This is a genomic window from Burkholderia cenocepacia, from assembly GCF_014211915.1.
GTDB lineage: Bacteria > Pseudomonadota > Gammaproteobacteria > Burkholderiales > Burkholderiaceae > Burkholderia > Burkholderia orbicola.
Window position 1 is genome coordinate 133,897 of the sequence record NZ_CP060039.1, and the last position, 11,444, is coordinate 145,340.

Sequence of the window (11,444 nt, forward strand, 5' to 3'; positions counted from 1 at the left end):
TGCCGCCGCCTTCGAAACGTCATGATCAAACTGATCGTCGGCCTCGGCAATCCCGGGGCGGAATACACCACGACGCGCCACAACGCCGGCTTCTGGCTGATCGACCAGCTCGCCCGCGAAGCCGGCACGACGCTGCGCGACGAACGCCGCTTTCACGGCTTCTATGCGAAAGCACGCCTGCATGGTGAGGAAGTTCATCTGCTCGAGCCGCAGACCTACATGAACCGCTCCGGCCAGTCGGTCGTCGCGCTCGCGCAATTCTTCAAGATCCTGCCCGACCAGATCCTCGTCGCGCACGACGAGCTCGACCTGCCGCCCGGCACCGTGAAGCTGAAGCTCGGCGGCGGCAGCGGTGGCCACAACGGGCTGAAGGACATCACCGCGCACCTGTCGTCGCAGCAATACTGGCGGCTGCGGATCGGCATCGGCCACCCGCGCGACCTGATCCCGGAAAGCGCGCGCGCCGGCGCGAAGCCCGACGTCGCGAACTTCGTGCTGAAACCGCCGCGCCGCGAGGAACAGGACGTGATCGACGCATCGATCGAACGCGCGCTTGCCGTGATGCCGATGGTCGTCAAGGGCGAACTCGACCGCGCGACGATGCAGCTGCATCGCAACTGACCGCACGCGCACCGGCCTGGCGCGTCGGCCGGCCGGCGCAACCGGGCGGCCTCGCCCGCCCCACCGCGACGCGCACATGCGGTAATCTGGACGCTTTGCCCGACAGGAGCCAAGCGGTGAGCCGTTACTGGAGCGACGTCGTTCAGCAACTCGTGCCTTACGTGCCGGGCGAACAGCCCGCGCTCGCGCACCCCGTCAAGCTGAACACCAACGAGAATCCCTATCCGCCGTCGCCGCGTGTCGTCGCGGCAATCGCACGCGAACTCGGCGAGACCGGCGACACGCTGCGCCGCTATCCGGACCCGGTCGCGCGCGCACTGCGCGAGACGGTCGCGGCCCATCACCGCATCCAGCCCGAACAGGTGTTCGTCGGCAACGGCTCCGACGAGGTGCTCGCGCACGCGTTCCAGGCGCTGCTCAAGCACGACCGGCCGCTGCGCTTTCCCGACATCACGTACAGCTTCTACCCGACCTACGCGCGCCTGTACGGCGTCGACACCACGGTCGTGCCGCTCGCGGACGATTTCTCGATCCGCGTCGACGACTATCTCGACGACGTCGGCGGCGTGCTGTTTCCGAACCCGAATGCGCCGACCGGGCGCGCGCTGCCGCTTGCTGACGTCGAGCGGATCGCGGCCGCGAATCCGTCGTCGGTGGTCGTGATCGACGAAGCGTACGTCGATTTCGGCGCGCAGTCGGCCATTACGCTGATCGACCGTCATCCGAACCTGCTCGTCGTGCATACGACGTCGAAGGCGCGCTCGCTCGCGGGCATGCGTGTCGGCTTCGCGTTCGGCGACGTGGCGCTGATCGACGCGCTGAACCGCGTGAAGGACAGCTTCAACTCGTACCCGCTCGACCGGCTCGCACAGGTTGCCGCTCAGGCCGCGTACGAAGACACCGACTATTTCAACGCCACCTGCCGACGCGTGATCGACAGCCGGGCGCGGCTCACGCATGCGCTCGACGCACTCGGCTTCGAGATCGTGCCGTCGGCCGCGAATTTCGTGTTCGCGCGCCATCCCGCGCACGATGCGGGCGCGATCGCGGCCAAGCTGAAGGAACGGGAAATTTTCGTGCGGCACTTCCGGCTGCCGCGGATCGACCAGCATCTGCGCATCACCGTCGGCACCGATGCCGAATGCGATGCACTCGTCGCGGCGTTGCGCGAGTTGCTGGCCTGACACGGAAGAACCGGCGCCGGGCGGCGCCGATCTGAAAGAAAGCGCGACGCGCGCGCCCCTCAATCGAAGCGCGCGCGCGTCAGCGCAGGATCACGACGCGTCGTCGCCCTTCACGGCGATCAACGCGTGGTACTTCTCCATCAATTGCGCGTGCGATTCGTCATGCTGCGGATCGCGCGGAATGCACTCGACCGGACACACCTGCTGGCACTGCGGTTCGTCGAAATGGCCGACGCACTCGGTGCACTTGTTCGGGTCGATCACGTAGATATCCGGGCCCATCGAAATCGCGCCGTTCGGGCACTCGGGCTCGCACACGTCGCAATTGATGCACTCGTCGGTAATCATCAAAGCCATACTGATCTCACTTCTTCAGGCCGGCGGCCGGCTTCGCGACGAAACCGGCCGCGCCGCATCACGCGGCCGGGCCTCCCATCGCGGTGACTTTCTCGGTCAGCCACTTCTCGACGGACGGAAACACGAATTTGCTGACATCGCCGCCCAACTGCGCGATTTCGCGCACGATCGTCCCCGAGATGAACTGGTACTGGTCGGACGGCGTCATGAACATCGTCTCGACGTCGGGCAACAGATAGCGGTTCATCCCCGCCATCTGGAACTCGTATTCGAAATCGGACACGGCGCGCAGCCCGCGCACGATCACGCGCGCATTGTTGACGCGGACGAAATCCTTCAGGAGGCCGGTGAAACTCATCACCTTCACGTTCGGGTAATGGCCGAGCACCTCGTTCGCAATCGTCAGACGTTCTTCGAGCGAGAAAAACGGCTTTTTCGCGCGGCTGTCGGCAACGCCCACCACCAGCGTATCAAAAATGCTCGACGCACGCCGCACGAGGTCTTCGTGCCCGCGCGTCAGCGGATCGAACGTACCGGGATACACGGCGACTACCATGTCGCTCCTCCTGTCATCACGCAAACGGGATGGCAGCCGTGCGATGCACGCGCCGCTGCCGAGATGGGCATGCGTCGCCTTTGCGGCGCGCCGCCTCGTATGGAACGCGCATTATTCATCATTTTCGCGGCGCAGCAAATGATAGTGAACCGCACCGGCCTTGCCGTGCTTCACCACCTGCCAGCCCGCCAGCGCGTCGTGCGCGGCCGGGTCGAGTTCCGCCCCCGTTTCGACGTAGAGCGCGCCGCCCGCCGCGACGAGCGGCGCCGACAGCGCGATCGCGCGCTCGAGCGCGGCCAGGTCGTCGAACGGCGGATCGAGGAACACGACGTCGAACGCGCCCGGCGTGAGCCCGGCCGCGAGCCGCAGCGCATCGGCTTCGGCAACCTCGACCGAACGGGCGCCGAGCTTGTCCTTGATCGCACGCAGCTGCTGCGCGGCGCGCGGATGGCGCTCGACCATCACGACGCTCGCCGCGCCGCGCGACGCGGCTTCGAAGCCGAGCGCGCCGGTGCCCGCGAACAGGTCGAGGCAGCGCCAGCCTTCGAGATCCTGGCCGAGCCAGTTGAACAGCGTCTCGCGCACGCGATCGGGGGTCGGGCGCAGGCCGTCGAGATCGAGCACTGCGAGCGGCGTGCGTTTCCAGTCGCCGCCGATGATGCGGATCGTGTGCGGCTTGCCGCGACTGGACGGGGCCGCGGGGCGGCCGGAAGAGGAACGGGACATACGGGATATCGACGACGGAGGAACCGGGCGCGCGCAGGGGCGCGCCGCCAAACAGGCGCACGTTACCACAGCGGCGACGCGCGCTGACGCGAGGGCCACGCCGCACTGATAAAATGCACGGTTTCGGCCGCCGTGCGCCGCGCCCGCGCGAACGCAGAACGGCCCGTCCGGCGCCCCGCTCCCGGCGGCGGCCCGCCCTCTTCCCGACGTCAGACCATGTTCAGTTTCTTCAAACGATTCAAGAAAACGCAGGAGCCCGATCCGGCGGAATCGCAATCGGCCGACGCGCAGCAAACGGACGAAGCGGCCGAAGCGGCGCCCGTGCTCGACGCGCCGCCCGCGGCCGACGTGCCGCAGGCGAGCGCGCAACCGGCCGCGCCGGCCGTCGTGATGACGGTCACGCCGACCAACGACGGCCGCGACGAAGTCGTCGAGACGGTCGAGATCGTCCCGCCGCCGCTGCAGGACGCGTCCGCGAAGAAGTCGTGGCTCGCGCGCCTGAAAACGGGGCTCGCGAAGACGGGTTCGAGCATCACCGGCGTGTTCGTCAACACGAAGATCGACGAGGATCTGTACGAGGAGCTCGAAACCGCGCTGCTGATGTCCGACGCGGGCGTCGACGCGACCGAATACCTGCTCGACGCGCTGCGCGAGAAGGTGCGCGCGGGCCGGCTGACCGATCCGCAACAGGTGAAGGATGCGCTGCACGACCTGCTCGTCGAGCTGCTGACGCCGCTCGAGAAATCGCTGATGCTCGGCCGCGCGCAGCCGCTCGTGATGATGATCACCGGCGTGAACGGCGCGGGCAAGACGACCAGCATCGGCAAGCTCGCGAAGCATCTGCAGAGCTTCGACCAGTCGGTGCTGCTGGCCGCCGGCGACACGTTCCGCGCGGCCGCGCGCGAACAGCTGGCGGTCTGGGGCGAGCGCAACAACGTGACGGTCGTGCAGCAGGAAAGCGGCGATCCGGCCGCGGTGATCTTCGACGCGGTCAGCGCCGCGCGGGCGCGCAAGATCGACGTGATGATGGCCGACACGGCTGGCCGCCTGCCGACGCAGCTTCATCTGATGGAAGAATTGAAGAAGGTGAAGCGCGTGATCGCGAAGGCGCACGACGGCGCGCCGCACGAGGTGCTGCTGGTGATCGACGCGAACACCGGCCAGAACGCGCTCACGCAGGTGAAGGCCTTCGACGACGCGCTGGGCCTGACCGGCCTGATCGTCACGAAGCTCGACGGCACCGCGAAGGGCGGGATTCTCGCCGCGATCGCGCGGCAACGGCCGGTGCCCGTCTACTTCATCGGCGTCGGCGAGAAGGTCGAGGACCTGCAGCCGTTCAGCGCGGTGGAATTCGCGGACGCGCTGCTCGGCTGAACGCCGCCGGCTCGCATCGCACGGGGCGCCTTCGGGCGCCCTTTTTCATGCGCGCCCGATCCTGCCCGCCACGGGCCGCGGCGCGCATTCCGCGCTCATTCCGCGTCCGGCTGCACGCCCGGCTCGGCGGCCTTGAACGCATCGATCGTCGCCGCATGGTCGACGATCCGCTGGATCGTCGGGAAACGCGTCGTGTCGATCGAGAAGCGGTTCGCGTTGAACACCTGCGGCACGAGGCACACGTCGGCGAGCGTCGGCGTGTCGCCGAAGCATAGCTTGCCGGTGCGCGGATCGCTCGCGAGACGGGTCTCGAGCGTGTCGAAGCCCGCCTCGATCCAGTGCCGGTACCACGCGTTCTTTGCGTCCTCGGGCACCTTCAGCGTGTGCTTCAGGTACTTCAGCACGCGCAGGTTGTTGAGCGGGTGGATTTCGCAGGCGATCTGCAGCGCGACCGCCCGCACATAGGCACGATCGACCGGCTGCTTCGGCAGCAACGGGGGCTCGGGATGGGTTTCGTCGAGATATTCGATGATCGCGAGCGACTGCTGCAGCGTCGCGTCGCCATCGATCAGCGTCGGCACGACCGCATCCGGATTCAGCGCGCGGTACGCGTCCTTCAGTTGCTCGCCGCCGTCGCGCAGCATGTGCACGGGAGCATAGTCGAACGGCAGCTGCTTGAGGTTCAGGGCAATCCGCACGCGGTACGACGCGGAACTGCGGAAATAGCTGTAGAGCTTCATGGGATGTCTCTCTTTGGTCGTATTCGGCCGGCGGCGGCATGGGCGCGGCGCAGCGGCGCGCGTGCCGCCGGGAACCAGAGTGTAGCGCGGCACGATGCGCGGCCGCGCCCGTGCGATACTCGGGGCATTCCTTACCGCTCACCGCGCGGCCCGATGCCGGCCGCCCGCCCCACGTTCCGATGACCGCTTCCCACGATCCCGCCGCCGCTCCGTTCCCTTGCGCCCGCTTCATCAAGGAAATCGGCCGCGGCCCGAACGGCGCGCGCGCCCTGTCCGCCGAGGACACGTTCGCGCTCTATCGCGCGATGCTCGATGCGCGCGTGTCGGACGTCGAACTCGGCGCGATCCTGATCGCCTATCGGCTGAAGGGCGAATCCGCCGACGAACTGGCCGCGATGCTCGCCGCCGCGCAGGCGTCGTTCGAGCCCGTGCACGTACAGGATGCCGCGTTCCGCCCGGTGTCGATCCCGAGCTACAACGGTGCGCGCAAGCAACCGAACCTCGTGCCGCTGCTCGCGCTGCTGCTCGCGCGCGAAGGCGTGCCGGTGCTCGTGCACGGGGTGGAGCAAGACCCGGGCCGCGTGACGAGCGCCGAGATCTTCTCGGCGCTGTCGCTCGCGCCGTCGACGTCGCACGATGCGATCGAGGATACGCTCGCCGAACGTCGTGTCGCATTCGCACCGATCGACGTGCTGGCGCCGCGCATCGCGCGCCTGCTGTCGATGCGCGGCGTGCTGGGCGTACGCAACTCCACGCATACGCTCGTGAAGATCCTGCAGCCGTTCGCGCCGGCCGGGCTGCGGCTCGTCAACTACACGCATCCGCCGTACCGCGACAGCCTCGCGCAGTTGTTCCGCGATCATCCGGACGCCGCGCTCGGCGGCGCGCTGCTCGCGCGCGGCACCGAAGGCGAAGCGGTGGCCGACACGCGGCGCCAGGTGCAGGTCGACTGGCTGCACGACGGCGTGTGCGACACGCTGATCGACGCCGAGCGTTCGTCGACCGACGCGCCGCCGGTCGCGCTGCCCGAGTCGCGCGATGCGGCGACCACGGCCGCGTGGACGGACGCCGTGCTGCGCGGCGAGGTGCCGGTGCCCGACACCGTGGCGCGGCAGGTCGCGACGATCGTGCAGATCGCCCGCATCGCGCGCTGACGGCGCGACGACGACCCGCCCCTTTATCCCGACATTTGACACGCGGGCGCATCCTGGCATAGAGTGACCGTCATGCGTTCCTTTCCGAACTCCCTCCGAATTACCTCCGGCCGCCTAGCGCGGCCGCTATCGCTACGACTAGCCTAAGGCTGTCGTAGCGCCGTGTGCCGTCCGCACGGTCCTCCCAGCAGTTCCTCGCCGTACCCCTCTCGCAGTTTTTACAACCCGAAGTCGTCAGCATTCGTCCGTCCATCCGTCGGCCGATTCGCGAAGATCATCCGCATCCGCGGCGCCATCGCGCGCCGGGTGCGAGGCAGCGCCAACCGTCGCCCATGCCGCCCGTCTTCGCTCGCGACTTGAGACCCGAGGTCCAGAAGATGATGCGCAATCCGCAAGACAAGTACCGTCCGTTCGAGCCCGTCCGCCTCAATGGCCGCCGCTGGCCAGCCCGCACCATCGAGCGTGCGCCGGTGTGGATGAGCACCGACCTGCGCGACGGCAACCAGTCGCTGATCGAGCCGATGAGCATCGAGCAGAAGCTCGAGTTCTTCGAAATGCTGGTCGCCATCGGATTCAAGGAGATCGAAGTCGGTTTTCCGTCGGCGTCGCAAACCGACTTCGATTTCGTGCGCAAGCTGATCGACGACAAGCGGATTCCCGACGACGTGACGATCGAGGTGCTCGTGCAGTCGCGCGAAGACCTGATCGCCCGTACGTTCGATGCGCTCGAAGGCGTGCCGCGCGCGATCGTGCACCTGTACAACGCGGTCTGCCCGTCGTTCCGCCGCATCGTGTTCGGGATGTCGAAGAACGACGTGAAGGCGCTCGCGATCGACGGCACGCGCATCATCAAGGCACACGCGGCCGCGCGCCCCGATACCCGCTGGACCTTCCAGTACTCGCCGGAAACCTTCAGCATGACCGAGCTGACGTTCGCGCGCGAGATCTGCGACGCGGTCGCGCAGACGTGGCGCCCGACTCGCGACCACAAGATGATCGTCAACCTGCCGGCCACCGTCGAGGCCGCGACCCCGAACGTGTTCGCCGACCAGATCGAATGGATGGACCGCAACCTCGCGTATCGCGACAGCATCGTGCTGTCCGTGCATCCGCACAACGATCGCGGCACCGCGGTCGCGGCGGCCGAACTCGCGCTGCTCGCGGGCGCCGACCGCATCGAGGGCTGCCTGTTCGGCAACGGCGAGCGCACCGGCAATGTCGATCTCGTCACGCTCGCGTTGAACCTCTACACGCAAGGCATCGACCCGGGCCTCGATTTCTCCGACATCGACGCGGTGCGCCGCGTCGTCGAGCGCTGCAACCAGATTCCCGTGCATCCGCGCCACCCGTACGCGGGCGATCTCGTGTTCACCGCGTTCTCGGGCTCGCACCAGGACGCGATCCGCAAGGGTTTTGCGCAGCAGCGTCCCGATGCGATCTGGGAGGTCCCGTACCTGCCGATCGACCCGGCCGACCTCGGCCGCAGCTATGACGCGGTGATCCGCGTGAACAGCCAGTCCGGCAAGGGCGGCGCGACGTTCCTGCTCGAGCGCGGGATGGGCTTCACGCCGACGCGTCGCGTCCAGATCGAGTTCAGTCATGCGGTGCAGACGCTCGCCGACGCGTCGGGCGAGGAAGTGACGGGCGACGCGATCTGCGCGCTGTTCTCCCGCGAATTCTTCGAGACCGACGGCCCGGCCGCACGCCACGGCAGCAGCGCGCGCTGGCAAAACCGCGAGATCGCGGTGGCGCCCGCCGCCGACGCGACGCCCGACGACGCCGTGCGACGTTTCGCCGCGGCATTTGCGGCGGCCGCCGGCGCCGCGATCGACGTCGCGTCGTGTGAACACACGCGCACCGCGGACGGCCGGATCGCGGTATCGGTCGGCTGCCGGGTCGGCGACGCGCCGCTGCGGCACGGGGTCGGCGTGCACGCCGATGCGGCGAGCGCGGCACTCGATGCGGTCGTCAGCGCGATCAACCGCTCGGCATGGCACTGCGCCGATCGACGCGCGGCGGCCTGAGCGCCGGGCTTCGATGCAGGGTTGAAAGGTCAGCGAGCGGTGCGTGACCGCCCGTGCGCCGCGCGATCCGCGCCGCACGAGGCAGCAAAAAGCGGCTCAGAAGGCCGCTTCGGTCGGGACATGAAAAGGCGCGGCACCCGCGCTCACGTCTCGGTCGCGCACCGCGTCGCCTGCCACGCGAACAGGCACCAGCGGCCCTGGTCGTGCGTGTGGACGGACGTATAGGCAATCGGGAAGACGAGGCCGCCGTTGTTCGTTTCCATCTCGATCAACGCGCGGCCGGTGACGACGCAGGTCTCGTCGCCGACCGGCAGCACGTCCTGCGACTGGATTTCGATCTGGCGATAGCGGCGGCGGCCGGCGACGATGGCGTCGATGAACTGCTGCTTGGTTTCGCGCTTGCCGTTGGTGTGGACGAAAAACACCTTGTCCGACAGCAGCGCGGCGAGCGCCTCCCCGTCGCCGTCCACCATCGCCCGGAACCGGTCGCGCTCGAGCGCGCGGATCGCATCGACCACCTTCGCCATCGCCTGACTCCTCGGCAACGCGCCCGCCTTGCACGGGCGTACGGATCAGAAGTTGTACTGCAGGTAGAACTGGTGGAAATTTATACCAGGATTCGGCTCTTTGATACCCGCGTTAGACACATGTTCGAACCGATAGCCGACCTGATACTGTTGCCGTTGGCCGAACTGCACGCCCACGCCGCCCGTCGGCGCGAACTGGAACGCCGTCGACAGCGAGAAATTGTCCGAGATCGTCGGGTGCGTCAGAAGCCGGACGCCGCCGCCCGCCTCGATGAACGGGCGAATCTGCCCGCTGCTCTTGATGAAACGGAACATCGGCGTGACGCCGAACTCGCCGATGTTGCCATGGACGTTGCCGCCCGTGTGCCAGTAGCCGGCGTGCCCTTCGACGACGAACGCGAAGTGCCAGCCGCCGATTTCCCACCAGTTCCAGCCCGGGTCCCACACCACGCCGATATCGGCCTTGTCGATCCCGCGACGATCCGAAAACCCGCCGCCCGCCTGGATCCCCCATCGATCCGCGAAAGCCGCAGCGGATCCGCCCAGAAGAGACGCTGCCAGCATCGCATGCAGCACCAGCCGGCTGCCGGGCCGGCGATTCTTCTTATTGTTCATCTGACACTCCAACTTTGTGGGTTGAATGGAGCCTGCCGCAACGGCCGGGCCCGAGCGAACTGAATGGTATGGTAAAGGACTTTTCGGATCGGCATCACGAAGCGAAATTGTTTGCTTCCAAAACGACAAAAATCGAAATCGTCTACTGATTCCCATCAGAAACAACGGGTTACGGAACTTCGTGGCCCCGCCCCTGTCGCAGAATAGACTATCGACTCAACCGGTTCGATAGAAAAACGGGGAACTCCGATGCCCCCGCCCGCTCTAAGGAATTAGCACTCGTATTGCGGGAGTGCTAAGATGACCCACGGAATCTCATTCGAGACCGGGGGCTTGTCCCTGATTCCAAAGGAGTTTTTTAGTGAGCCACGCCCTGACCCTCCCGAACACGCTGAGCCCGACGCCGGCCAAGGCCGAATCGGCAGGCTCGCTGGCGCTCGCAGCCCAATCGATGTTGCCCGGCCAGCTCGGCAACATCGACGCGTACATCCAGGCCGTCAATCGCATTCCGCTGCTGACCGCCGAAGAGGAACGCCGCTACGCAACCGAATTCCGCGAGGACAACAACCTCGACGCGGCGCGCCGCCTCGTGCTGTCGCACCTGCGTCTCGTCGTGTCGATCGCGCGCAACTATCTCGGCTACGGCCTGCCGCACGGCGACCTGATCCAGGAAGGCAACATCGGCCTGATGAAAGCCGTGAAGCGGTTCGACCCGGCGCAAAACGTGCGCCTGGTGTCGTATGCGATTCACTGGATCAAGGCCGAGATCCACGAGTACATCCTGCGCAACTGGCGCATGGTGAAGGTCGCGACCACGAAGGCGCAGCGCAAGCTGTTCTTCAACCTGCGCAGCCACAAGAAGAGCATGCAGGCGATGACGCCCGAGGAAATCGACGGCCTCGCGCAGGAGCTCAACGTCAAGCGCGAGGAAGTCACCGAGATGGAAACGCGCCTGTCGGGCGGCGACATCGCGCTCGAAGGCCAGGTGGAAGACGGCGAGGAGTCGTACGCGCCGATCGCCTACCTGGCCGACTCGCACAACGAGCCGACCGCCGTGCTGGCCGCACGTCAACGCGACATGCTGCAGACGGACGGCATCGCGCAGGCGCTCGACGCGCTCGACGCGCGCAGCCGCCGCATCATCGAGGCGCGCTGGCTGCACGTCGACGACGATGGCTCGGGCGGCTCGACGCTGCACGATCTCGCCGCCGAGTTCGGTGTGTCGGCGGAACGCATCCGCCAGATCGAAGCGAGCGCGATGAAGAAGATGCGCACGGCCCTCGCCGAATACGCGTAAATCCCGGCGATTTAGAGCGCTTCATCGAAAACCGCTGCCTGCCCGGCAGCGGTTTTTTTTCGTCCGTTTTTCCGCTGCTTTTCCCCCGCTTTTCAACGCGCTTCACGCTCCGTTTCTTCGCCGATTAATTGACCTGATTCATCGGGTATTACGCCATTTGCGGTGCCCTTCCGCATAACCTTGATCCACCTCAATTTTTACCCCACGTTTCGCGACGGTCTGCCGCAGCGCAGCACTCGGCATCGGAAAGCAGTCCTTTTAAAATTGGC

The 11,444-nt window shown here is 66.8% G+C and carries 12 protein-coding genes; 6 read left to right on the top strand and 6 right to left on the bottom strand.

Going from position 1 to position 11,444, the window contains the following annotated elements; genetic code table 11:
• Positions 1 to 21 precede the first annotated feature (21 nt).
• Positions 22 to 621, top strand: coding sequence for an aminoacyl-tRNA hydrolase (gene pth / locus SY91_RS00635; RefSeq protein WP_185921003.1), 600 nt, complete (start codon positions 22 to 24; stop codon positions 619 to 621).
• A gap of 116 nt (positions 622 to 737) precedes the next feature.
• Positions 738 to 1,805: a histidinol-phosphate transaminase gene (hisC, locus tag SY91_RS00640; RefSeq protein WP_185921004.1), complete on the top strand. Its 1,068-nt coding sequence runs from the start codon at positions 738 to 740 to the stop codon at positions 1,803 to 1,805.
• A gap of 90 nt (positions 1,806 to 1,895) precedes the next feature.
• Here the strand turns inward: hisC and SY91_RS00645 are convergent, their stop codons facing one another.
• The 3 genes from SY91_RS00645 to rsmD form a co-directional block, all read right to left on the bottom strand.
• Positions 1,896 to 2,162, bottom strand: a complete 267-nt coding sequence (locus tag SY91_RS00645) for a YfhL family 4Fe-4S dicluster ferredoxin (protein ID WP_006477774.1) — start codon at positions 2,160 to 2,162, stop codon at positions 1,896 to 1,898.
• A gap of 58 nt (positions 2,163 to 2,220) precedes the next feature.
• A complete protein-coding gene (coaD, locus tag SY91_RS00650; RefSeq protein WP_006477773.1) occupies positions 2,221 to 2,718 on the bottom strand; it encodes a pantetheine-phosphate adenylyltransferase in 498 nt (165 codons plus the stop codon).
• Positions 2,719 to 2,829: 111 nt separating this feature from the next.
• Complete coding sequence (gene rsmD / locus SY91_RS00655; RefSeq protein WP_012329248.1) at positions 2,830 to 3,444, bottom strand: 16S rRNA (guanine(966)-N(2))-methyltransferase RsmD; 615 nt, start codon at positions 3,442 to 3,444, stop codon at positions 2,830 to 2,832.
• Between the two features lie 216 nt (positions 3,445 to 3,660).
• Between rsmD and ftsY the strand changes: the two genes are divergently transcribed.
• Entirely contained in the window at positions 3,661 to 4,818 is a 1,158-nt protein-coding gene (gene ftsY, locus SY91_RS00660; protein WP_124477317.1) for a signal recognition particle-docking protein FtsY, read from the top strand.
• A gap of 95 nt (positions 4,819 to 4,913) precedes the next feature.
• Here ftsY and maiA read toward each other — a convergent pair whose 3' ends face one another.
• Positions 4,914 to 5,558, bottom strand: coding sequence for a maleylacetoacetate isomerase (gene maiA / locus SY91_RS00665; RefSeq protein WP_124477318.1), 645 nt, complete (start codon positions 5,556 to 5,558; stop codon positions 4,914 to 4,916).
• 179 nt (positions 5,559 to 5,737) lie between these two features.
• Between maiA and ybiB the strand changes: the two genes are divergently transcribed.
• Entirely contained in the window at positions 5,738 to 6,712 is a 975-nt protein-coding gene (gene ybiB / locus SY91_RS00670; protein ID WP_011546254.1) for a DNA-binding protein YbiB, read from the top strand.
• Positions 6,713 to 7,089: 377 nt separating this feature from the next.
• Positions 7,090 to 8,736, top strand: coding sequence for a 2-isopropylmalate synthase (gene leuA, locus SY91_RS00675; RefSeq protein WP_185921005.1), 1,647 nt, complete (start codon positions 7,090 to 7,092; stop codon positions 8,734 to 8,736).
• A 143-nt stretch (positions 8,737 to 8,879) separates the two neighbouring features.
• Here leuA and SY91_RS00680 read toward each other — a convergent pair whose 3' ends face one another.
• The gene (locus tag SY91_RS00680) at positions 8,880 to 9,263 is read right to left on the bottom strand and encodes a nuclear transport factor 2 family protein (RefSeq protein ID WP_006477767.1); all 384 of its coding nucleotides are present in this window, start codon (positions 9,261 to 9,263) and stop codon (positions 8,880 to 8,882) included.
• A 45-nt stretch (positions 9,264 to 9,308) separates the two neighbouring features.
• Positions 9,309 to 9,878, bottom strand: a complete 570-nt coding sequence (gene pagL / locus SY91_RS00685) for a lipid A 3-O-deacylase PagL (protein ID WP_006477766.1) — start codon at positions 9,876 to 9,878, stop codon at positions 9,309 to 9,311.
• A 361-nt stretch (positions 9,879 to 10,239) separates the two neighbouring features.
• Between pagL and rpoH the strand changes: the two genes are divergently transcribed.
• Positions 10,240 to 11,175, top strand: coding sequence for an RNA polymerase sigma factor RpoH (gene rpoH / locus SY91_RS00690; protein WP_006477765.1), 936 nt, complete (start codon positions 10,240 to 10,242; stop codon positions 11,173 to 11,175).
• The last annotated feature ends 269 nt before the right edge of the window (positions 11,176 to 11,444 follow it).